20 protein-coding genes are annotated in these 22,524 nt (G+C 65.7%); 7 read left to right on the top strand and 13 right to left on the bottom strand.

The window, feature by feature from the left end; translation table 11 throughout:
* The first annotated feature begins 160 nt into the window (after nucleotides 1–160).
* The 3 genes from AX284_RS08250 to AX284_RS08240 all read left to right on the top strand — a co-directional run bounded on the left by AX284_RS08250 (nucleotide 161) and on the right by AX284_RS08240 (nucleotide 3,324).
* Nucleotides 161–868, top strand: coding sequence for a carbonic anhydrase (locus AX284_RS08250; RefSeq protein WP_017639311.1), 708 nt, complete (start codon nucleotides 161–163; stop codon nucleotides 866–868).
* A gap of 209 nt (nucleotides 869–1,077) precedes the next feature.
* A complete protein-coding gene (locus AX284_RS08245; protein WP_068384581.1) occupies nucleotides 1,078–2,625 on the top strand; it encodes a SulP family inorganic anion transporter in 1,548 nt (515 codons plus the stop codon).
* A 423-nt stretch (nucleotides 2,626–3,048) separates the two neighbouring features.
* Nucleotides 3,049–3,324, top strand: coding sequence for an HU family DNA-binding protein (locus tag AX284_RS08240; protein ID WP_017639309.1), 276 nt, complete (start codon nucleotides 3,049–3,051; stop codon nucleotides 3,322–3,324).
* An 88-nt stretch (nucleotides 3,325–3,412) separates the two neighbouring features.
* Here AX284_RS08240 and AX284_RS08235 read toward each other — a convergent pair whose 3' ends face one another.
* The gene (locus AX284_RS08235; RefSeq protein WP_007161456.1) at nucleotides 3,413–3,580 is read right to left on the bottom strand and encodes a rubredoxin; all 168 of its coding nucleotides are present in this window, start codon (nucleotides 3,578–3,580) and stop codon (nucleotides 3,413–3,415) included.
* Nucleotides 3,581–3,754: 174 nt separating this feature from the next.
* On the opposite strand from AX284_RS08235, the gene AX284_RS08230 reads away from it, so the two are divergent.
* The 3 genes from AX284_RS08230 to AX284_RS08220 all read left to right on the top strand — a co-directional run bounded on the left by AX284_RS08230 (nucleotide 3,755) and on the right by AX284_RS08220 (nucleotide 6,599).
* Entirely contained in the window at nucleotides 3,755–4,903 is a 1,149-nt protein-coding gene (locus tag AX284_RS08230; RefSeq protein WP_068384579.1) for an MFS transporter, read from the top strand.
* Between the two features lie 503 nt (nucleotides 4,904–5,406).
* Nucleotides 5,407–6,327, top strand: coding sequence for a HipA domain-containing protein (locus AX284_RS08225; protein WP_330219875.1), 921 nt, complete (start codon nucleotides 5,407–5,409; stop codon nucleotides 6,325–6,327).
* Entirely contained in the window at nucleotides 6,324–6,599 is a 276-nt protein-coding gene (locus AX284_RS08220) for a helix-turn-helix domain-containing protein (protein ID WP_064307743.1), read from the top strand. The genes AX284_RS08225 and AX284_RS08220 overlap by 4 nt, the downstream gene beginning before the upstream one ends.
* A gap of 51 nt (nucleotides 6,600–6,650) precedes the next feature.
* On the opposite strand, the gene AX284_RS08215 is transcribed toward AX284_RS08220, so the two are convergent.
* From AX284_RS08215 to AX284_RS08200, 4 genes are all read right to left on the bottom strand, one after another.
* Nucleotides 6,651–7,427, bottom strand: a complete 777-nt coding sequence (locus tag AX284_RS08215; RefSeq protein WP_068384577.1) for a MetQ/NlpA family ABC transporter substrate-binding protein — start codon at nucleotides 7,425–7,427, stop codon at nucleotides 6,651–6,653.
* 68 nt (nucleotides 7,428–7,495) lie between these two features.
* Nucleotides 7,496–8,278: a MetQ/NlpA family ABC transporter substrate-binding protein gene (locus tag AX284_RS08210; protein ID WP_371913873.1), complete on the bottom strand. Its 783-nt coding sequence runs from the start codon at nucleotides 8,276–8,278 to the stop codon at nucleotides 7,496–7,498.
* 50 nt (nucleotides 8,279–8,328) lie between these two features.
* The gene (locus AX284_RS08205; protein WP_017639302.1) at nucleotides 8,329–8,994 is read right to left on the bottom strand and encodes a methionine ABC transporter permease; all 666 of its coding nucleotides are present in this window, start codon (nucleotides 8,992–8,994) and stop codon (nucleotides 8,329–8,331) included.
* On the bottom strand, nucleotides 8,994–10,001 hold the full coding sequence (locus AX284_RS08200; protein WP_068384573.1) for a methionine ABC transporter ATP-binding protein: 1,008 nt from the start codon (nucleotides 9,999–10,001) through the stop codon (nucleotides 8,994–8,996). Before AX284_RS08200 ends, AX284_RS08205 begins: the two co-directional genes overlap by 1 nt.
* 285 nt (nucleotides 10,002–10,286) lie before the next feature.
* Between AX284_RS08200 and katE the strand changes: the two genes are divergently transcribed.
* On the top strand, nucleotides 10,287–12,416 hold the full coding sequence (gene katE / locus AX284_RS08195; RefSeq protein WP_068384571.1) for a catalase HPII: 2,130 nt from the start codon (nucleotides 10,287–10,289) through the stop codon (nucleotides 12,414–12,416).
* A 289-nt stretch (nucleotides 12,417–12,705) separates the two neighbouring features.
* Here katE and AX284_RS08190 read toward each other — a convergent pair whose 3' ends face one another.
* The 8 genes from AX284_RS08190 to glcD all read right to left on the bottom strand — a co-directional run bounded on the left by AX284_RS08190 (nucleotide 12,706) and on the right by glcD (nucleotide 22,435).
* Entirely contained in the window at nucleotides 12,706–13,086 is a 381-nt protein-coding gene (locus AX284_RS08190; RefSeq protein ID WP_064307739.1) for a RidA family protein, read from the bottom strand.
* Between the two features lie 202 nt (nucleotides 13,087–13,288).
* On the bottom strand, nucleotides 13,289–15,448 hold the full coding sequence (spoT, locus tag AX284_RS08185) for a bifunctional GTP diphosphokinase/guanosine-3',5'-bis pyrophosphate 3'-pyrophosphohydrolase (protein WP_017639298.1): 2,160 nt from the start codon (nucleotides 15,446–15,448) through the stop codon (nucleotides 13,289–13,291).
* Between the two features lie 3 nt (nucleotides 15,449–15,451).
* Nucleotides 15,452–15,724: a DNA-directed RNA polymerase subunit omega gene (gene rpoZ / locus AX284_RS08180; protein ID WP_017639297.1), complete on the bottom strand. Its 273-nt coding sequence runs from the start codon at nucleotides 15,722–15,724 to the stop codon at nucleotides 15,452–15,454.
* 154 nt (nucleotides 15,725–15,878) lie between these two features.
* Nucleotides 15,879–18,053, bottom strand: coding sequence for a malate synthase G (locus AX284_RS08175; RefSeq protein ID WP_068384569.1), 2,175 nt, complete (start codon nucleotides 18,051–18,053; stop codon nucleotides 15,879–15,881).
* A gap of 173 nt (nucleotides 18,054–18,226) precedes the next feature.
* Nucleotides 18,227–18,631: a heme-binding protein gene (locus tag AX284_RS08170; RefSeq protein WP_017639294.1), complete on the bottom strand. Its 405-nt coding sequence runs from the start codon at nucleotides 18,629–18,631 to the stop codon at nucleotides 18,227–18,229.
* A gap of 14 nt (nucleotides 18,632–18,645) precedes the next feature.
* Entirely contained in the window at nucleotides 18,646–19,878 is a 1,233-nt protein-coding gene (gene glcF, locus AX284_RS08165; protein WP_068384567.1) for a glycolate oxidase subunit GlcF, read from the bottom strand.
* Between the two features lie 11 nt (nucleotides 19,879–19,889).
* Nucleotides 19,890–20,936 carry a glycolate oxidase subunit GlcE gene (glcE, locus tag AX284_RS08160; protein WP_068384565.1) on the bottom strand — a complete coding sequence of 349 codons (1,047 nt, stop codon included), beginning with the start codon at nucleotides 20,934–20,936 and terminating at the stop codon, nucleotides 19,890–19,892.
* On the bottom strand, nucleotides 20,936–22,435 hold the full coding sequence (gene glcD, locus AX284_RS08155; RefSeq protein ID WP_068384564.1) for a glycolate oxidase subunit GlcD: 1,500 nt from the start codon (nucleotides 22,433–22,435) through the stop codon (nucleotides 20,936–20,938). The genes glcE and glcD overlap by 1 nt, the downstream gene beginning before the upstream one ends.
* Nucleotides 22,436–22,524: the final 89 nt, after the last annotated feature.

Genomic DNA, 22,524 nt, shown 5'->3' with positions numbered 1-22,524 from the left:
CCGGGTGCCAGGACACCGCCCGACTACGCGATGGATTGCCGGAAAATGAAGCCACCAGAGCCCGAGATGGCCGGGGCGTATCGAAGCGATGCCAGGGGGCGTCTAGCCACTAACCAGCGCTTGCCGCTGCCATTGCGTACTTGAGAGAGGTCAGAAACAGATGAGCGACAACACGGATACCTTCGGCGCACCCGACGAGGCCCTCCTGCAGCTGGTCGATGGTTTCAAGCGTTTCCGCCAGGATGTCTTTCCCGAACAGGAAGCGCTGTTCAAGAAACTCGCCAGTGCACAGTCGCCCAAGGCCATGTTCATCACCTGCGCCGACTCGCGCATCGTCCCGGAACTGATCACCCAGAGTTCGCCAGGCGATCTGTTCGTGACCCGTAACGTCGGCAACGTGGTCCCCCCCTACGGCCAGATGAACGGCGGCGTCTCCACCGCCATCGAATACGCGGTCGTAGCCCTGGGCGTGAAGCACATCATCATCTGCGGCCACTCCGACTGCGGCGCCATGAAAGCCGTACTCAATCCCGATCCGCTGGAAAAGATGCCGACGGTAAAGGTCTGGCTGCGCCATGCCGAGGTCGCCCGTACCGTGGTCGAAGACCATAGCCATTGCGACTGCGGCCACGGCGGCACCTTGGGTTTCCTGACCGAGGAAAACGTAGTGGCCCAGCTGGTACACCTGCGCACCCACCCCTCGGTGGCTTCGCGTCTGGCCAGTGGTCAGCTGCAGATCCACGGCTGGGTCTATTCCATCGAGACCAGCGAGATCAAGGCCTACGACGCCCAGCAGGAACGCTTCCTGCCCCTGGATGGCGAAAACATGCCAGTCGCCACCCCGCGTCCGCGCCTGCAGCAGGCCTGATCCACCGCGGTCATCCGGTTCGCCGGCTGGCCGCCCGGAGACGGGTCCCTGGACCCGTCCCTATAACAGCGCACCGCGCCGGACGATCCCACCTGGGGCTCCATCGGGATCGCCCACCCTTTCCGCTAGCCGCCTAAATCCCGCACCGTGTCATATGACGTGATATGACGCGCGGGCACCTTTTTCCTAGTCGCTGGAGGACCAGGACCATGCTTGGCAATCAACAGACCCCGGGGCGCAACCTGTCGCGCGACGCCCTGGCCTCACTCGTAGTGTTTCTGGTCGCCCTGCCGCTGTGCATGGGGATCGCCATCGCCTCCGGCATGCCACCGGCCAAGGGCATCATCACCGGCATCATCGGTGGCCTGGTGGTCGGCTTTCTCGCCGGCTCGCCGCTGCAGGTCAGTGGTCCGGCCGCCGGCCTGGTGGTGCTGGTGTTCGACCTGATCAACCGGCACGGCCTCGAGGCCCTGGGCCCGGTACTGCTACTGGCCGGTCTCATGCAGCTCGTCGCCGGTCTCACCCGGCTGGGTGCCTGGTTCCGCGTCACCTCGCCAGCGGTGGTCTACGGCATGCTCGCGGGCATCGGCATCCTCATCGTGCTCTCGCAGCTGCACGTCATGCTGGACGCCAAACCAGCGGCGTCGGGCCTGTCCAATCTGCTGGCCTTCCCGGGCGCCGCCCTCACCGCGGCCGGCCAGTGGAACGGCAGTGGCAGCGGCGCCCAGGCGGCGCTGATCGGCCTGCTGACCATCGCCAGCATGTGGCTGTGGGAGAAATTCCGCCCACAGCCGCTGCGCTTCCTGCCCGGCGCCCTGATCGGCGTGACCCTGGCGACCCTGGCCAGTCTCTGGCTGGCGCTGGACATCCGCCGGGTCGAAGTGCCCAACAACCTGGCCGATGCCATCGACTGGGTGACCTTCGCCGATCTTGGCATGCTGGCCAACGCCGAGCTGGTGGTAGCCGCCCTCGCCCTGGCCTTCATCGCCAGTGCCGAGACCCTGCTCTCGGCCGCCGCGGTGGACCGCATGCACAACGGGCCGCGCTCGCACTTCGACCGCGAACTGGGTGCCCAGGGCATCGGTAACCTGCTCTGCGGCGCCGTCGGGGCGCTGCCCATGACCGGCGTCATCGTGCGCAGCTCGGCCAATGTTCAGGCCGGCGCCACCAGTCGCGCCTCCACCATCTTCCACGGCCTCTGGCTGCTGGCCTTCGTCGCCGCCCTGCCCTTCGTGCTCAAGCTGGTACCGGTGGCGAGCCTGGCCGGCGTACTGGTGTTCACCGGCGTCAAGCTGGCCGATCCCAAGTCGCTGACCGGACTCAAGCGCTATGGCCGCGCGCCCATGGCCATCTATGCCCTGACCGCGCTGATGATCGTCGCCACCGATCTGCTGACCGGGGTGCTGGTGGGCTTCGGTCTGTCGATCGCCTTCCTGGCGGTCAAGGCGGCACAGCTCAAGGTCAGCCTGACCTATCGCGAAGACCAGCCGGACCAGGCCGACCTGCGCCTGGTGGGCGCCGCGACCTTCCTGCGCGTGCCCCAGCTGACCAAGGTGCTGGAGCAGGTCAAGCCGGGCACCACCCTGCACGTGCCCCTGGAACGCGTCTCCTATATCGACCACGCCTGCATGGAGCTGCTGGAAGACTGGGGCCGCACTCAGGCCAGCAATGGCATGCGCCTGGTGATCGAGCCCAAGGCGCTGGAACGGCGCCTGGAAGGTCAGGCCTCCGCCGGGCAAACGGTGATGTCGACCTAGGCGCCGGTTTGCTAGCGATGGCGGAGCCTTCTGGCCGCTCCGCCATCCGGTCGTTTTGGTAACGAAATGATGCAAAGACGCCTTGACATCAAGACGCTCCATTCGACCCGACAGTGGCTTGCCAGAGCATCTCGCTAAAATCTGGACGGCCTCGCCATTGGTCATATTGTGGACAATCTGTCCACAAATAGTGCGCAAATCAGCGGATAAAGGCCGAAGCCGGGGTCAGTCATCCTACCAACGGCTAATAGTCTGCTAATTAACTTTCGCTCTTCTCGGCTTTGCCTTATAACGCTATCCGGTTCGACTTTTGTCGCACCAACGATCTTTGTGTCGGGCCACCCTCTATCCCGGGGGTAATCGCTTTGCCAGGAAAGCCATGCGACGCCCACACGGCTAAAAATGACTCCACGAGAGGTAGCTATGCGCAAGCCTGAATTGGCGACTGTGATTGCAGAAAAAGTCGGACTTCCTAAGGAACAAGCCAACGTCGTGCTCAACACGCTGCTGGACGAGATCGCGAATGCGCTGCACCGCAAGGACAGCGTGACGCTGGTCGGCTTCGGTACCTTCCTGCCGCGTCATCGCGGTGCTCGCATGGGGAAGAATCCCCAGACCGGCGAGCCGGTCAAGATTCGTGCGAGCAACACGGTGGCGTTCAAGCCGGGCAAGGCACTGAAGGACAGCATCGAAGGCTGAGGATGAGGCGGCAGGGATGGCCGCTGCAGCCACAAGGCATCGCTCGTGCGATGCCTTTTTTGTGTCCGCGTGGCGCACGCGGAGCCGATCAGCCGATGGCGATCATCTCGAAGTCACCCTTGCCCACGCCGCAATCCGGGCACAACCAATCCTCGGGCACATCTTCCCAGCGCGTTCCGGGAGCGATGCCGTCGTCCGGCCAGCCCAGGGCTTCGTCATAGATATAGCCGCACACGATGCACTGCCATTTCCGCATGTTCTGTTATCTCTCAACCGGCTTCAGGTAGCGCGCACGCTACGCGAAAGCCTGGCAAAGGCCAACCGTGCCAGAACCCAGGCCGCTGCCGGTGGCTCTATAGCGGCTCTTGGCGACTGTCCGTCGTCCGCGTTCATCAGCTAGGCTAAGCCCATGACTTCCTCACCCTCCCCCATGCCCTGGGCCATCTATTTCGCCGTACTGGGCAGTGTCATCAGCGTGGGCCTGGCCATCGGCCTGTCGATGCCGCTGGTCTCGCTGCGCCTGGAGGGCTGGGGCTATGGCAGCTTCGCCATCGGTGTCATGGCCGCCTCGCCGGCCATTGGCATCCTGACCGGCGCCAGCCTGGCCGGGCGCCTCGCTTCACGAGTCGGCACGCCACGACTGATGCAGCTATGCCTGGTGACGGGTGCCGCCTCGCTGATTCTGCTGTCGCTGCTGCCCAGCTACCCTCTGTGGCTGCTTCTTCGCCTGGCGCTCGGCGCCATCCTCACCCTGGTCTTCGTGCTGGGCGAAAGCTGGATGAACCAGGTCATCACCGATCGCTGGCGGGGTCGCCTGGTGGCCCTCTACGGCAGCAGCTACGCCCTGAGCCAACTGGCCGGTCCGCTGCTGCTGGGCGCGCTCGGTACCGAGGGTGACCAGGGCTTCTGGCTGGGCGCCCTGCTCATGCTCGGTGGCGCCACCCTGCTGCTCGGCCGCCAGGGCGCACCAGCCGCCGGCGGCCACACCGCCGCCTGGCAGGCGCTGCTGGACTTCTGCCGCGGCGCTCCGGCCATCGCCTGGGCGGTAGCGCTGTTCGCCTGCTTCGAGGCGATGATCCTTACCCTGCTGCCGGTCTATGCCCTCAACCAGGGCTTCGGCCAGCAACTGGCGCTGTACATGGTCAGCGCCGTGGTGGTGGGCGATGCTCTGCTGCAGCTGCCCCTGGGCCTGCTCGCCGACCGCCTCTCGCGCCAGGGCCTGTTCCTAGGCTGCACCCTGGGGCTGCTGGCGGTCAGCCTGGCCTTGCCACTGCTGCTGCACACCCCGGGCGTCTGGCCGCTGCTGGTGCTGTTCGGCGCCACCGCCGGCGGCCTCTTCACCCTGGCACTGATCCTGGTGGGCGAGCGCTACCGTGACGCCGAGCTGGTCAGCGCCAACGCCTGCATCGCCCAACTCTGGGGCCTCGGTTGCCTGGTCGGTCCGCTGGTCACCGGCGCTGCCAGCCAATGGCTCACCGGCCATGCCCTGCCGCTGCTGATGGCGGCCGGCGCCGCGGTACTGCTGGTGATCGTTGGGCGCCGAGGTAGCGCGCCGGTCACAGCAGAAACGGCAATTTAATGCCCAAACGCAGTTCTTAAAGTCGCGATTTTGGCATTATATTGCCGATAGTGCGCCAAGGACCCATACTACCGGCAGTATATTGCCGGAGGTCGTCCGTGAGTGCGCTGGTGGTTCAAACCTATCTGACCGGGCGTTGGCAGGATGCCTTACGCTTGGTTTTTGATGATCCGAGGCAAGGTCCCCAACAAGGCGCCTGCACCCTCAGCTATCTGGCTGCCTACCTGAGCGATCATCTCGACGATTTCGGCAAGCCCACAGCTGCCGCAGTGAGCGCTAATCTGCCTTTGAGCTGGGAAGTCGAGCGACTGTCCCATTGGCCGGCGTTTCTCCATGACATTCTCCCGGCCGGCGCCGCTCGCCGTTTTCTGCTACCTCGCCTTGGGCTGAGCGCAGCGGAAGCCACTCAGACCGACTTTCGGTTGTTATCACGCTGCACGCCAGCGCCCATCGGCCATTTGCGGATTCGTGAGTCGCTAGATGAGCGTGCGCAGACACCCTCCGTGGGCTTTACCCGTGAGCAGGTCGTCGCTCGCGATCAAGGCTTTCTGGAATATGCCTATGAGCAAGGTGCCGCCCTTGGCGGTGCAACCGGCGCGGGTGGTGACGCACCCAAGCTGCTGCTGACCGAAGATCCTCAGGGCCTGCTCCATCCAGATGCCACCCTGCCCGATGACCTGGTCTGCCGACATTGGCTGGTGAAGTTTCCACGCAACAAAGCCAGCGCCACGGACCAAGACATCCTGCGCAGCGAGCACTGCTACTATCAAGCCCTGAACGCCCTAGGACTGGAGACCGTTTCCGCAAACGGACTCGCCCTGGAAGAAGGCCGACGCCCCAGCCTCTGGATGCCACGCTTCGACCGCCGCACCAGCCCCCAAGGGGTGGAGCGTCTGGCCGTTGAATCTCTCTATTCGCTGACTCACACCCTGGTACCCGGTAGCTATCTGAATCATCTCGACGCCATCGGTGCCCTGACCAGGGTTTGGCGTGCAGCCGATCAGGACCAGGGGATACCGGCGCTGCTGGATGATTACCTGCGGCGTGACCTGCTCAATCAACTGCTGGGCAACAGTGACAACCACGGTCGCAATACCGCCATCCTGCGTGATGAGCGTGGTGTTCGTCTGGCCCCCCTGTACGACCTCGCACCCATGGTCATGGACGAACAGGGCATCACCCGAACCAGCAAATGGCCCCTGCCCGTCGAGCAGGCGGGCGTTGTCGATTGGCACGCCGCTTGTCGGCTACTGGCCGAGTGGGACGATCCGGAGCGGCTGTGGGATGCCCTCAAGAAGAGCGCCGAGGTGCTCCGTGCTCTGCCGGACCTGCTGCAGCCGGTGTTGCCGCAGGCCACCTGGGAGCATCCGCGAATTCCGCTGCGGCGCCTGGATAGCCATCTGCGCGAGGCAGGGCTGCTATGAGTCTTGATGATCAAGAACGGCGGCAACGTACGCTGGATGATATCCGTGAGGGATTACAGACTGGACGCCTGAGCCTGGGCACTGGCATCCGACGCCTGCGGCGCGAGATCACCGGCCTTACCCAGACCGACTTCGCGCGCATGGCCCGTATCTCGCTGCGCACCCTACGGCAACTGGAGCAGGACGAAGGCAATCCCACGCTGGCGACGCTACAGGCGGTTTTTCGGCCCTTTGGCCTGGGGATGGGTGTCGTACCCTTGAAACGCCATTGAGCCCATGAAAAACGCCGGCACTGGGCCGGCGTTTTTCATTTCTAACCACGATCAGAACGCGGGCACCACGGCACCCTTGTACTTCTCTTCGATGAACTGCTTCACCGCCGGGGTGTTCAACGCCTTGGCCAGCTTCTGCACGGCATCGCTGTCCTTGTTGTCCGGACGGGCGACCAGGATGTTGGCATAGGGCGATTCCTTGCCTTCCAGCAGCAGGGCGTCCTGGGTCGGGTTGAGCTTGGCTTCCAGGGCGTAGTTGGTGTTGATCAGCGCCAGGTCGACCTGATTCAGCACGCGCGGCAGGGTCGCGGCTTCCAGCTCCTTGAACTTGAGCTGCTTGGGATTCTCGGCGATGTCCTTGGGCGTGGCGAGGATGTTGGCGCTGTCCTTGAGCTTGATCAGGCCGGCCTTTTCCAGCAGCAGCAGGGCGCGGCCGCCATTGGTGGCATCGCTGGGGATGGCCACGACGGCGCCTTCGCGGACTTCGTCGAGCTTCTTGATCTTCTGCGAGTAGATGCCGAAGGGCTCGACGTGCACCTGGGCGACGGTCACCAGGTCGGTGCCACGGCTCTTGTTGAATTCATCCAGGTAGGGCTGGTGCTGGAAGAAATTGGCGTCCAGGCGCTTCTGGGCCACCTGCAGGTTGGGCTGCACGTAGTCGGTGAAGACCTTGATCTGCAGGTCCACCCCTTCCTTGGCCAGCTGAGGTTTGACGAATTCGAGAATCTCGGCGTGGGGCACCGGGGTGGCGGCGACGCTGAGGGTCTCGGCGGCGTGGGCGGTCAGACTGGCGGCCAGCAGGGCGGCGGTGGCGAGCAATTTCTTCATGGCAGTTTCCTAAAGCGGGGTGGAACCGTCGGCGCCTCTGCGGGCGTCGACGGCGGTGGAGCTGCGGCTCAGAACGCGGGAACGACGGCGCCCTGGTACTTCTTCTCGATGAATTGCTTCACCTCGGGGGTGGTCAGGGCCTTGGCCAGCTTCTGGATGGCCGGGTCGTTGGCCTTGTCGGCGCGGGTGTAGAGCAGGTTGGCGTAGGGCGACTCGCCGCTCTCGATGAAGAGGGCGTCCTTGGTCGGCACCAGCTTGGCTTCCAGGGCGTAGTTGGCGTTGATCAGCGCCAGGTCGACCTGGTTCAGCACGCGCGGCAGGGTCGCGGCTTCCAGCTCCTTGAACTTCAGGTGCTTGGGATTCTCGACGACGTCACGCGGGGTAGCGGTGACGTTGCTCGGATCCTTAAGAGTGATCAGGCCCTGCTTGGCGATCAGCAAGAGCGCACGACCGGAGTTGCTCGGATCGTTGGGGATGGCCACGGTGGCGCCGTCCTTGAGCTCCTTGATGTCCTTGATCTTCTGCGAGTAGGCACCGAAGGGCTCGACGTGCACCGCCACCACCGGCACCTGGTCGCTGCTCGGGTTGCTCTTCTGGTAGCTGGCGTAATAGGGCTTGGTCTGGAAGTAGTTGGCATCCACCTGCTTCTGATCGGTCTGGCGATCAGGCTGGATGTAGTCGGTGAAGACCTTGATCTTCAGGTCCACGCCTTCCTTGGCCAGTTGCGGCTTGATGAATTCCAGGATTTCCGCATGGGGAACCGGATTGACCGCGACGGTCAGGGTCTCGGCGGCCTGGGCGGCGGTGGCGACACCCAGGCCGAAGGCCAGGGACAGCAGGGTACGTTTCAGCGACATCTGGATTTTCCTTGTGCAAAACCTTCGAGTGGATGAAGCCTGAATCAACGACGACTGAAATGGGCGACGAGGCGATCGCCGACCATCTGCAGTACCTGGACCAGCACCAGCAGCAAGAGCACCGTGACCACCATGACGTCGGTCTGGAAGCGCTGGTAGCCGAAACGGATGGCCAGATCGCCGAGGCCGCCGCCGCCGATCACCCCGGCCATGGCGGTGTAGGACACCAGGGCGATGGCGGTAACGGTGGTGGCCGCGATCAGCCCGGGCAGGGCCTCGGGCAACAGGGTGCGGGTGACGATCTGCCAGAGACTGGCGCCCATGGCCTGGGTCGCCTCGATGATGCCGCGGTCGACCTCGCGCAGGGCGGTTTCCACCAGCCGGGCGAAGAAGGGCGCGGCGCCCACCACCAGCGGCGGGATGGCGCCCTCGACGCCCAGGGAGGTGCCGATCAGCCAGACCGTGATGGGGATCATCAGGATCAGCAGGATGATGAAGGGCACCGAGCGCAGCACATTGACCACGAAGGAGAGGATGCCGTAGACCAGCGGCTGCTCCAGCAACTGGCGGCGGCTGGTGAGAAACAGCAGCACGCCCAGCGGCAGCCCGAGGATCAGGGTGAAGAGCATGGACCAGCCGAGCATGGCCAGGGTGTCCTGGGTCGCCTGCCAGATCTCGGCCCAGTCGATGTTGCTGAATAGTTCGTCCATCAGCGCAGGACCTCCACGGTGACGTCGGCGGCCTGGAAGCGAGCCAGGGCGGCGTCCAGGTCACCGCCCACCAGGGCGATGGTGAGCTGGCCATAGGGCTCGTCCCGGATGCGGTCGATGCGACCGCCGAGAATGCTGTAGTCCACACCGGTCTCCCGGGCAACATGGCCCAGCAGCGGTGCATAGGTGGCTTCGCCGCGGAAGGTCAGGCGCAGGATGCGCCCTTCGACATGGGCATAGGCGTCGGCCAGTTCGGCCTCGTCCTGGTGCTCGGCTTCGAACACGAAGCGGCGGGTGGTGGGGTGCTGCGGATGCAGGAAGACATCGGCCACGGTGCCCTGCTCCACCACGGCGCCGCCGTCGAGCACGGCGACGCGGTCGCAGACGCGGCGGATCACGTCCATCTCGTGGGTGATCAACACGATGGTCAGGCCCAGTTCGCGATTGAGCTCGGCCAGCAGTTGCAGCACCTGGGCGGTGGTCTGGGGATCGAGGGCGCTGGTGGCCTCGTCGCAGAGCAGGATCTTCGGCTCGGTGGCCAGGGCGCGGGCGATGCCGACGCGCTGCTTCTGGCCGCCGGACAGTTGCGCCGGGTACTTGCGCGCCTGGTCGGACAGCCCGACCCGCGCCAGCAGCTCCTCGACCCGCTGGGCGATCTGCGCCCGCGAACGGCCGCCGGCCAGTTCCAGCGGCATGGCCACGTTGGCCGCCACGGTCTTGGACGAGAGCAGGTTGAAATGCTGGAAGATCATGCCGATGCGGCGGCGGAAATCGCGCAGCTCGCTCGCGCCAAGGGTGGTGACCTCGGCGCCATCGACCTGCAGGCGACCGCCACTGGGGGCTTCGAGGCGGTTGATCAGGCGCAGCAGGGTGCTCTTGCCGGCCCCCGAATGGCCGATCAGGCCGAAGATCTCGCCGGCTTCGATCCTCAGGTCGACCGGCTGGAGCGCCGCGACCTCGCGACCGCGCGTGCGGTACGTCTTGTGGACAGCGTGGAATTCGATCAATGGAAAAACCTTGTGGGTAACGTCAGACAACAGGATGGTGATCCAGCCGTGCAGTTTAACGTGCGCGCTTATATCTGCTTAGCACTTGTTGTCGGGTATTACGCCAATAAAGGCATATGGCCAGCCCAGACAATGACCAAGCGCCAGGCGCACAGCCCGTCGCTTCGCATCAGCCAAACGGAACACCGGCTCTGGACCGCGAGTCACTAGAGGACTGCCTGAATTCGCCCCACATTCCGTAGGGGACGCAAAGAGCGCCCTACAGGCGCCTGATGAGGACTTTCCATGGCTACGCCCCCCAAGAGTGAACTCGCCGGTACCGATACCCTGGATCGCCAGAACACCTCGAAGAAACTCGAGCAACTGGAGCAGTTCCGCTCCGATGCCACCGGCCAGGCACTGCGCACCAACCACGGCGTGAAGATCGCCGACAACCAGAATTCGCTGCGCGCCGGCACCCGCGGACCCTCCCTGCTCGAAGACTTCATCATGCGGGAGAAGATCACCCACTTCGACCACGAGCGCATCCCGGAGCGCATCGTCCATGCCCGCGGCACCGGCGCCTATGGCTATTTCCAGCCCTACCAGGACTGGTCCGACCTGACCAAGGCCGCCCTCTTCCGCGACCCCAACCACCAGACCCCGGTGTTCGTGCGCTTCTCCACCGTGCAGGGCCCGCGTGGCTCGGGCGATACCGTGCGTGACGTGCGCGGCTTCGCCATCAAGTTCTACACCGAGGAAGGCAACTGGGACATGGTCGGCAACAACATGCCGGTCTTCTTCATCCAGGACGCCATCAAGTTTCCCGACTTCGTCCATGCGGTGAAGCCCGAGCCGCATAACGAGATCCCCACCGGCGGCAGCGCCCACGACACCTTCTGGGACTTCGTCTCCCTGGTGCCCGAGTCGGCGCACATGGTGCTCTGGACCATGACCGACCGTGCCATCCCGGTGAACCTGCGCAGCATGCAGGGCTTCGGCATCCACACCTTCCGCATGATCAATACCGCCGGCAAGGGCGTCTTCGTCAAGATCCACCTGAAACCCGCCGGTGGCGTGCGTTCCCTGGTGTGGGACGAAGCCCAGAAGCTGGCGGGCAAGGACACCGATGCCCACCGCCGCGACCTCTGGGAAGCCATCGAATCCGGTGACTACCCCGAATGGGAATTCGGCGTGCAGATCATCCCCGAGGAAGACGAGCACAAGTTCGACTGGGACATCCTCGACGCCACCAAGATCATTCCCGAGGAGCTGGTACCCATTACGCCCCTGGGCAAGCTGGTGCTCAACCGCAACCCGGACAACTACTTCGCCGAAACTGAGCAGGTGGCCTTCTGCCCCGGTCATGTCGTGCCCGGCATCGACTTCAGCAACGACCCCCTGCTGCAGGGTCGGCTGTTCTCCTACACCGACACCCAGATCAGCCGCCTCGGTGGGCCGAACTTCCATGAACTGCCGGTCAACCGCCCGGTGGTGCCGAACCACAATGGCCAGCGCGACGCCAAGTACCGCATGACCATTGACAAGGGCCGTGCCTCCTACGAGCCCAACTCCATCGACGGTGGCTGGCCCAAGGAAACCCCGCCAGCACCCCAGGATGGCGGCTTCGAGAGCTATTACGAGCGCATCGACGGTTACAAGGTGCGCGAGCGCAGCGAGTCCTTCGGCGACCACTTCTCCCAGGCCACGCTGTTCTACAACAGCCTGTCCGAGGCGGAGCAGGCCCACGTCGCCGACGCTTACAGCTTCGAGCTGGGCAAGGTCGAGCGCATGTGGATCCGTGAGCGTCAGGTCAACGAGATCCTCGCCAACATCGATCTGGACTTGGCGCAGAAGGTCGCCAAGAAGATCGGCGTGACGCCGCCCACTGCACCCACCGTGCAACCGCGCCAGATCTCCATCGACAAGTCGCCGGCGCTGAGCCAGCTCAACCTGCTGTCCGGCAACATCAAGGGCTTCAAGGTGGCGGTACTGGTCGGTGACGGCGTCATCGCCAGCGAAGTGGACGCCATCAAGCAGGCGCTCAAGGCCGAAGGCGCCCATGTGAAGGTGCTCGGCCCCACCGCCGGCCCGGTCAAGGCCGCCGATGGCAGCGAAGTGGCCGTGGACGGCTCGGCCGAGGGCATGCCATCGGTAGCCCTGGACGCGGTCTATGTGCCGGGCGGCGCCGAGAGCGTCAAGGCCATGCTCGACGACGGCGTGATCAAGCACTACCTGCTGGAAGCCTATAAGCACCTCAAGGCCATCGCCCTCACCGGCGAAGCCGAGCAGCTGCTCAAGGCGGTCTACCTGAGCCCCGACGAGGCACTGCTCACCGGCGGTGACTTCAAGGCGGTGCAGCAGGACTTCTTCGCCGCCATCGCCAAGCACCGTTGCTGGGCGCGGATGCCGAAGATCAAGTCCATCCCGGCCTGATCCAGGTAGGCATGAAAAAGCCGACCGTCGCGAGACGGTCGGCTTTTTTCTTTTGGGGCTATCGCGATCGTTGCCCATTTAGGCCATCGCGGCCATGGGCCGCTCCTACAGAAGATTGATGCTGCTGTAGGAGCGGTCGTTACGGCGCACCGGCACGGCCGCAATGCGTCCCTACCTTCGTAGGTTGGGTTGAGACGGCTCCATCGTCGAAGCCCAACAAGGCGAGCCATCAGCGCGCTTATTGTTGGGCTTCGCTGCGCTCAGCCCAACCTACGGGTCCTGCGCGGGATCAACCCAGCACCAGCACCCCGTCCATTTCCACCTGGGAGCCCTTGGGCAGCGCGGCTACGCCGATGGCGGCGCGGGCGGGATACGGCTGCTGGAAGTAGCGACCCATGATCTCATTGACGGTGGCGAAGTGCGAAAGGTCGATCAGGAAGATGTTCAGCTTGACGATGTCGGCCAGGGAACCACCGGCGGCTTCGGCCACGGACTTGAGGTTCTCGAACACCTGGACCACCTGGGCCTCGAAGCCGTCTACCAGCTCCATACTGGTGGGATTGAGCGGGATCTGCCCGGAGAGATAGACGGTGTCACCGACCTTGATCGCCTGGGAATAGGTACCAATGGCGGCAGGCGCCTTGTCGGTGTGGATCACTTGCTTGCTCATGGGTCGCTCCTGTGCGGGAAAGGCTCGATTCTGCAAGCCCGTGGCGACCCACTGCAACCTCAGAACCTGTTCACGATTGCGCGAGCTAGAGACAAACAAGGCGAAAATGCCTGAGGAAGCGGAGTTTACGAGTGGTAAATGAGCATTCCGAAGGCATTTTCAACGCCGTTTGGCCGACGCGCAGCAGATCGTGAGCAGGTTCTCAGCTGCGAACCCGAGTAATACCGGCCACGCCCTTGAGCGTCCGCAGCTTCTTGATCACCCGCGCCAGGTGTACGCGATCGCGCACGCTGACCACCAGCTGAACCACGCTGACCCGGCCGTCGCGCTCGTTCATGCCGATCTTCTCGACGTTGGCATCCGCGGCGGTGACGTTGTTGGCCAACATGGCGATCAGGCCGCGCTGGTGCTCCAGCTGGACGCGCAACTCGACGCTGAATTCGCCGGTAACGTCCTTGGCCCAGTTGAGCACGATGCATTTTTCGCTGTTGTGGCGGAATTCGGCGATGTTCCGACAGTTTTCCAAGTGGATCACCATGCCCTTGCCCGCCGACAGGTGGCCGACGATGGGGTCGCCCGGAATCGGCGTGCAGCACTTGGCGTAACTGATCACCAGGCCTTCGGTGCCACGGATGGCCAGCGGCCCTTGGGGCGTGGTACTGGCCTGGGGTTCCAGCGGTTCTTCCTGCTCGCTGCCGGACACCAGGCGCCGCGCCACCACATAGGCCATGCGATTGCCCAGGCCGATCTCTTCGAGCAGGTCTTCCAGCACCACGCCCTTGTACTCGCCGAGTACCGAGAGGATGCGCATCGGCGAGATCTTCGACAGCTGGGTGCCAAAGCCGGACAGCGCCTTGTTCAGCAGCCGCTCGCCGAGGCTGATGGACTCGGAGCGACGCTGCTGCTTGAGCGCATGGCGGATATTGGTGCGCGCCTTGCCGGTGACCACGAAGTTGAGCCAGGCCGGATTGGGCCGGGCACCGGGCGCGGTAACGATCTCCACCGTTTCACCACTGCCCAGCGGCTGCGACAGCGGCGCCAGGCGACGATTGATGCGGCAGGCGATGCAGCTGTTGCCCACGTCGGTGTGCACCGCATAGGCGAAGTCCACGGCCGTGGAGCCCTTGGGCAGCTCCATGATGCGACCCTTGGGGGTGAAGACGTAGACCTCGTCGGGAAAGAGGTCGATCTTCACGTTCTCGATGAATTCCAGGGAGTTGCCCGCACGTTGCTGCAACTCGAGGATGCCCTTCACCCACTGGCGCGCGCGCAGGTGGCTGGCGCGCGGCTCGTCGCCCCCGGCCTTGTACAGGCCATGGGCGGCGATGCCGTTGTTGGCCATCTCTTCCATCTCGCGGGTGCGGATCTGGATCTCGATGGGCACACCGTGCATGCCGAACAGGGTGGTGTGCAGGGACTGGTAGCCGTTCGCCTTGGGGATGGCGATGTAGTCCTTGAAGCGCCCCGGGAACGGCTTGTAGAGATTGTGCACCGCGCCGAGCACCCGATAGCAGGTGTCGACCTTGTCGACGATGATGCGGAAGCCGTAGACGTCCATGATCTCGTTGAACGACTTCCGCTTGCCGCGCATCTTCTGGTAGATGCTGTGCAGGTGCTTTTCGCGCCCGACCACCTCGCCGTCCAGACCGTCGCGGGCCAGGCAGTTGGCCAGGGATTCCTGGATCTTGCCGAGGATCTCGCGGCGATTGCCGCGCGCGGTCTTGACCGCCCGCTGGATGCGTTCGGCACGCATCGGGTGCATGGCGCGAAAACCCAGGTCCTCGAATTCCACGTAGAAATCGTGCATGCCCAGCCGGTTGGCGATGGGCGCGTAGATTTCCAGGGTTTCCTTGGCGATGCGCCGGCTCTTGTCCGGCGGCATGGCGTCCAGGGTGCGCATGTTGTGCAGCCGGTCGGCCAGCTTGACCAGGATGACGCGGATGTCCTTGGACATCGCCATGGTCATCTTCTGGAAGTTCTCTGCCTGGGCCTCGGCCTTGGTCTCGAACTTCATCTGGGTCAGCTTGCTGACCCCGTCCACCAGCTCCGCCACCGTCTCGCCGAACTGGCCGGCGAGGGCTTCCTTAGCGATGCCGGTGTCCTCGATCACGTCGTGCAGCATGGCCGCCATCAGACTCTGATGGTCCATGTGCATGTCGGCGAGGATGTTGGCGACGGCCAGCGGATGGGTGACATAGGGCTCGCCGCTACGGCGGCGCTGCCCGTCGTGAGCCTGCTCGGCGTAGTAATAGGCCCGCCGGACCAGATTGACCTGGTCGGGGGTCAGGTAGTCCGCCAGTCGCTCGGCCAGCAGGTCGATGCCGGTCGGGCGGACGTCACCATAGGCAGGCTCGGCGGCCATGGCTTAGAGCGCCTCGCCGTCCGCTTCGTCGTTGACTTCGAAGGCGGCGAACAGCGGCTCTTCTTCAACGATGTCGTCCAGACGGATGACTTCCTCGTCGACCAGGCCTTCGGCGATCTCGCGCAGGGCGACGACGGTGGGCTTGTCGTTGTCCCACGGTACCTTGGGCTCCTTGCCGCCGGTGGCCAGCTGGCGCGAGCGCTTGGTGGCGAGCATGACCAGCTCGAATCGGTTGTCTACGTTGTCCAGGCAGTCTTCGACAGTAACGCGGGCCATGGTCTTCCTCGTGGCGATGATGATCCCGGGAACGGGGGACCCGATAGTATAAAAATTCGCCAGTGGCAAGGGAAGAGGCGGTGGTCGGAGGACCACCGGCAGCGCTCCCTGCAGAAGCGGCTCCCACCCGCGCCGGATGGGAGCCCTAGCCAGATCAGACCCCGGCTTTCTTCTTCAGCCGCCAGGCGTGCAGCAGCGGCTCGGTGTAGCCGCTGGGCTGTTCGCGGCCCTTGAAGATGAGGTCACGGGCGGCGCGATAGGCGTAGGAGCTGTCGAAGTGGCCGGCCATGGGTTCGTAGAGCGCATCGCCGGCGTTCTGGCCGTCCACCACCTTGGCCATGCGCTGCAGCGTCTCGTCCACCTGTTCGGCGCTGACCACGCCGTGGTGCAGCCAGTTGGCGATGTGCTGGCTGGAGATGCGCAGGGTGGCGCGGTCTTCCATCAGGCCGACATCATGGATGTCGGGCACCTTGGAGCAGCCCACGCCCTGGTCGACCCAGCGCACCACGTAGCCGAGGATGCCCTGGCAGTTGTTGTCCAGTTCCTGCTGGATGGCTTCGGCGGACCAGTCCGGCGACTCGGCCACCGGCACGCTGAGCAGCCCGGCGAGCAATTCGCCGCGGGCGGCGTCGACGTCGCTGCGTTCCAGCTCCTGCTGCACCTGCTGGACGTTGACCTGGTGGTAATGCAGGGCATGCAGCACGGCGGCGGTGGGCGACGGTACCCAGGCGGTGTTGGCGCCGGCCTTGGGATGACCGATCTTCTGTTCCAGCATGGCCGCCATCAGGTCGGGCATGGCCCACATGCCCTTGCCGATCTGCGCCTTGCCACGCAGGCCACAGGCCAGGCCGACCAGCACGTTGTTGCGCTCGTAAGCGGTGATCCACTTCGAGGTCTTCATGTCGCCCTTGCGCAGCATGGGCCCGGCCAGCATGGCGGTGTGCATCTCGTCACCGGTGCGGTCGAGGAAGCCGGTGTTGATGAAGGCCACCCGCGCCGCGGCGGCGGCGATGCAGGCCTTGAGGTTGACGCTGGTGCGGCGCTCCTCGTCCATGATGCCCAGCTTGACGGTGTTGGCCGGCAGCCCCAACAGGGCCTCGACGCGGTCGAACAGCTGCACGGCGAAGGCCACCTCGGCCGGGCCGTGCATCTTGGGTTTGACGATGTACACCGAGCCGCTGCGGGAATTGCCCTGGCGCTTGAGGTCGTGCATGGCGATGGTCACGGTGACCAGGGCGTCGAGGATGCCTTCGGGGATCTCGCGACCGTCCTCCAGCAGCACCGCCGGATTGGTCATCAGGTGGCCGACGTTGCGGATGAACAGCAGCGAGCGACCGTGCAGGGTCAGTGGCTGACCGTCGGCGCCCTGGTACTCGCGGTCGGGGTTGAGGCGGCGGGTAAAGGTCTCGCCAGCCTTGCTCACTTCTTCTGCCAGGTCGCCCTTCATCAGGCCCAGCCAGTTGCGATAGGCCAGCACCTTGTCGGCGGCGTCCACCGCGGCGATGGAGTCTTCCAGGTCCATGATGGTGCTGACCGCGGCTTCCATGAGCAGGTCCTTGACCCCGGCGGCGTCGGTCTTGCCGATGGTGCTGGCGCGGTCGATCTGGATCTCCAGGTGCAGGCCGTTGTGGCGCAAGAGCACCGCGGACGGCGCGGCGGCATCGCCCTGGTAGCCGACGAAAGCGGCCGGATCGGCCAGTTCGCTGGTGCCGCTCTTGAGGTCCACCACCAGGCGACCGTCCTGGATGCGGTAGGCGGTGGCGTCCCTGTGCGAGCCACTGGCCAGGGGCGCCACGCCATCCAGCACCTGACGGGCGAAGGCCACTACCTTGGCACCGCGGGTGGGGTTGTAGCCCTTGCCGCGCTCGGCGCCGTCGCTCTCGGGCAGGGCGTCGGTGCCATAGAGGGCGTCGTACAGCGAACCCCAGCGGGCATTGGCGGCGTTCAGGGCGTAGCGGGCGTTGAGCACCGGCACCACCAGCTGCGGACCGGCCTGCTCGGCGATTTCACGATCGACGCCGGAGGTTGAGGCCTGCACCTGACCGGGCACCGGCTGCAGATAGCCGATGCTTTCCAGAAAGCTCTGGTAGGCGGGCAGATCGGTGACCGGACCGGGATGGGCGCTGTGCCAGTTGTCCAGCTCCACCTGCAGGCGATCACGCTCGGCCAGCAGTTCCCGATTGCGCAGTGCCAGCTCGTGCACCAGCTTGTCCACGCCCGACCAGAAGGCGGCGGTGTCGAGGCCGGTGCCGGGCAGTACTTCCTCGTCGATGAAGCGCTGCAGCTCGGTGGCCACCTGCAGGCGGCCCAGGGTAGTGCGGTCGGTCATGATGGCTTTCCTTGAGACATGAAAATTAAATGGAAGCCTGTCCACGATCTCGCGAGCTAGAGCCAGGCAAGGCGAAAACAGCCGAGGAAGCGGAGTTTACGAAAGGTAAATGAGCATTCCGAGGCGGTTTTCAACACAGCCTGGCCGACGCGCAGCAGATCGTGGGCAGGCGATCAGCCGAGGGCGGCGATGGCGGCTTTGGCGACCTGCGCATCTTCCGGGGCCTTGACGCCGGAGACGCCGACCGCGCCCACCACCTGGCCGTCCACCAGGATGGGCACCCCGCCTTCGAGCATGCCCTGCATCAGCGGCGCGCTGAGAAAGGCGGTGCGGCCGTTGTTGATCATCTCTTCCAGCACCTTGGACTCCTTGCGCGCCAGGGCGGCGCTGCGGGCCTTTTCCGGGGCGATGTAGGCACTGTTGGGCGCGGCGCCGTCGAGACGCAGCAGGGCCAGCGGATGACCGCCGTCGTCGGCCACGGCGATGCACACGGCCCAGCCCTGGCGCTCGGCTTCGGCACGCCCGGCGGCCAGCAGGGTGTCGATCTCGGCAAGGGTGAGCACGGCTTTGGTCTTCATGGGGCCTCCAGGGTTCAGGGTTGAGTCGGAGCGGCCAGGGCCGCGTCGAGGATTTCGATCCAGTGGCGCACGGGAGTTCTCCCAGCGCCGTCGAGATGGCTCTGGCAACCGATGTTGGCGGTGGCGATCAGCTCGGGGTGACCACTTTCCAGGGCATCGAGCTTGGCGTCACGCAGCCGCCGCGACAAGTCCGGCTGGGTCAGCGAATAGGTGCCGGCCGAACCGCAGCAGAGGTGACCGTCCGGCACCGGCGCCAGCGGAAAGCCGAGGCGCTGCAGGACGCCTTCCACGGCGCCGCCGAGGCGCTGGGCGTGCTGCAGGGTGCAGGGGCAATGGAAGGCCAGCCGCGGGGTGTCCTTCAGCTGCAGCTCTTCCAGCGGGAGCTCGCGCAGCACCTCCACCAGGTCGCGGGTGCGCGCCGAGACCTCGCGGGCCTTGGCGGCATAGACCGGGTCGTCCTTGAGCAGGCTGGCGTACTCCTTGACGAAGGCGCCGCAGCCGCTGGCGGTCTGGATGATGGCCTCGGCGCCGCCCTGCAAGGCCGGCCACCAGGCGTCGATATTGCGCCGGGCACGATCAAGGCCAGCCTCCTGGGCATTGAGGTGATAGTCCACCGCGCCGCAGCACCCGGCGCGGGGCGCGGCGTCCAGGCTGATGCCGAGGCGATCCAGCACCCGCGCGGTGGCGGCATTGGTATTGGGCGACAGCCCTGGCTGCACGCAGCCTTCGAGGATCAGCATGCGCCGGGCATGGCGCGGTGCCGGGCGCACACCCGGGGCGGCGATGCGCGCTGGCAGCTTGGCCTGGACGCTGGCCGGCAACAGCGGCTTGAGGGTCTGGCCGCCCTTGAGCAGGGCGCCGAACAGCCGCGGCTGCGGCAATACCTGGCGCAAGCCGGCGCGCAACAGGCGCTGGCCTAGTGGCCGCGGCACCCGGCGCTCCACCTCGGCGCGGCCGATGTCGAGCAATTCGTGGTAGGAGACGCCCGAAGGGCAGGTGGTCTCGCAATTGCGGCAGGTCAGGCAGCGGTCGAGGTGCTCGCGGGTCTTCTCGCTGACCTCGCCGCCTTCGAGCATGCCCTTGATCAGGTAGATGCGCCCGCGGGGCCCGTCCAGCTCGTCGCCGAGCAGCTGGTAGGTCGGGCAGGTGGCGTTGCAGAAGCCGCAATGCACGCAGCTGCGCAGCACCCGCTCGGCATCGGTGGCGCGGGGCAATTTACGAGCAGCGGGACTCAGATTGGTTTGCATAGGTCGCTCCCTTAGAGCCCGGCGTACAGCCGACCCGGATTGAAGATCCCCTGGGGGTCCAGGCGGGCCTTGAGGCGGCGGTGGTAGTCCAGCAGCGCGGCCGGCAGCGGATGCTGGGCCTCGCGCTCGGCGTCCGGCGTGTAGCACAGCGCATGGCCACCGGCGCGCTCGGCGATCTCGCGCAGGACTGTGGCCGGGGCATCGCTCTTGAGCCAGTACTGGGCACCGCCCCAGTCCAGCAGCCGGGTGCCGGGCAGCTCCAGCAATGGCGTATTGACCGGTACCGACAGTCGCCACAGCGGCGCGGGACCGGCGAAGAAGGCCAGGCGCTGCTCGTTGAGCTCTTCCCAGAAAGCCTCGGCCAAGCTGTCACCGCCAAGGCGATCGACCGCCGAGCGTACCGAACCCTCGCCACCTTCCAGGCGCAGGTGCAGGTGCTGGCCGTCATAGCAGGCCGCCGAGATCGGCAGGGCTTCACGGCCCCAGACGGCGAGGCGCTGCAGGGCGCGTTCGGCGTCCAGTTCCAGACTCAGGCTCTGGGTGCAGCGCGGCCTGGGCAGGACCTTGAAGGACACCTCGGTGACCACCCCCAAACACCCCTGGCTGCCGGCCAGCAACCGGGAGACGTCGTAGCCGGCGACGTTCTTCATCACCTCGCCGCCGAATCTCAGGTGTTCGCCAGTGCCGGTGATCAACCGGGTGCCCAGGACGAAATCCCTCAGGCTGCCGGCCCAGGGCCGCCGCGGACCGGAAAGGCCGCAGGCCAGGGTGCCGCCGACCGTGGCGCCCTCCCCCAGCCGCGGCGGTTCGCAGGGCAGCATCTGCCCCTGCTCGGCCAGGGCGGCATTGAGTTCGGCCAGCGGCGTACCGGTGCGCACCGTGGCCACCAGCTCGGTGGGGTCGTAGTGCACCAGACCGCGATGGCCACTGACGTCCAGCGGCTCACCGTCCACCGGGCGGCCCAGGTGGGCCTTGGTGTCGCCGCCATGGATACGCAGCGGCTGGCGACGGACCAGGGCCTCGCGGACCTGATCGAGGAGCAGTTCCAGGCTGTCCATCAGAAGCGCTCCAGTTCGGGGTGGGGCAACTGGCCGTGATGCACGTGCAGGCCACCGAATTCGGCGCAGCGGTGCAGGGTCGGCACGTTCTTGCCGGGGTTGAGCAGCCCGGGGGCGTCGAAGGCCGCCTTCACCGCATGGAAGAAGGTCAGCTCGCCCGACTGGAACTGGGTGCACATGGCGTTGATCTTCTCGCGACCCACCCCGTGTTCGCCGGTGATGGTGCCCCCCACCGCCACGCAGAGGTCGAGGATGCGCCCGCCCAGGGCCTCGGCCTGCTCCAGTTCGCCGGGCCGGTTGGCATCGAAGAGGATCAGCGGATGCAGGTTGCCGTCGCCGGCGTGGAAGACGTTGCCCACCGCCAGGCCGTATTCCGCGGACAGCGCCTCGATGCCGCGCAGCACCTCGGGCAGGGCGCGGCGCGGGATGGTGCCGTCCATGCAGTAGTAGTCGGGCGACAGCCGCCCCACCGCGGGAAAGGCATTCTTGCGCCCGGCCCAGAATTTCTGCCGCTCGGCCTCGTCGCGGGCCAGGCGGATCTCGGTGGCACCGGCGGCCGCCAGCAGGCTGCTGACCCGTTCGATGTCGGCGGCCACGTCGGCTTCCACCCCGTCCAGCTCGCAGAGCAGGATGGCGGCGGCATCCACCGGGTAGCCGGCGTGGATGAAGTCCTCGGCGGCTCTCAGGGTCAGGTTGTCCATCATTTCCAGGCCACCGGGGATGATGCCGGCGGCGATGATGTCGGCCACCGCCGCCCCGGCGCGTTCGATGTCGGCGAAGCTGGCCATCACCACCCGGGCACAGGGCGGCTTGGGCAGCAGCTTGACGGTCACCTCCACCACGACGCCGAGCAGGCCCTCGGAGCCGGTGAACAGCGCCAGCAGGTCGAAGCCGGGGCTGTCCAGGGCGGCGCTGCCCAGGGTCAGGCGCTCGCCCTCCAGGGTAACGATCTCCACCGCCAGCACGTTGTGCACGGTCAGGCCGTATTTCAGGCAGTGCACGCCACCGGCGTTCTCGGCCACGTTGCCGCCGATGGAGCAGGCGATCTGCGACGAGGGATCGGGGGCGTAGTAAAGGTCGTAGGGCGCCGCGGCCTGGGAGATGGCCAGGTTGCGCACCCCGGGCTGGACCCGGGCACGGCGGCCATCGGGGTCCACGTCGAGGATGCGATTGAAGCGCGCCATCACCAGCAGCACGCCTTGCTCCAGTGGCAGGGCGCCGCCGGAGAGCCCGGTGCCGGCACCGCGCGCCACCAGGGGTACGTTCAGCTCATGGCAGAGGCGCAGGGTCGCCTGCACCTGCTCTACCGTTTCTGGCAGCACCACCAGCAGCGGCGTGGTGCGATAGGCCGCGAGGCCATCGCACTCATAGGGTTTGAGGTCTTCCCTGTCGTGCAGCAGGCAGTGCTCGGGCAGCGCAACGCGCAGCCGCTGCAGCAGTTGCGCCTTGTCCGGGCGGGGCAAGGCGCCGTCGAGACGTTCGTCGTAGACCAGGCTCATCGGGTAACCGCCGTTGTTGTTGTTCTGGCTGGAGAGGCTTCGTTGTACCCCGAGACTTGACGGCGAGTCCATCGCCCAAACCACTGGTC

This window comes from Pseudomonas sp. HUK17 (assembly GCF_001566765.1).
This window is presented reverse-complemented; position numbering and strand designations above follow the sequence as displayed.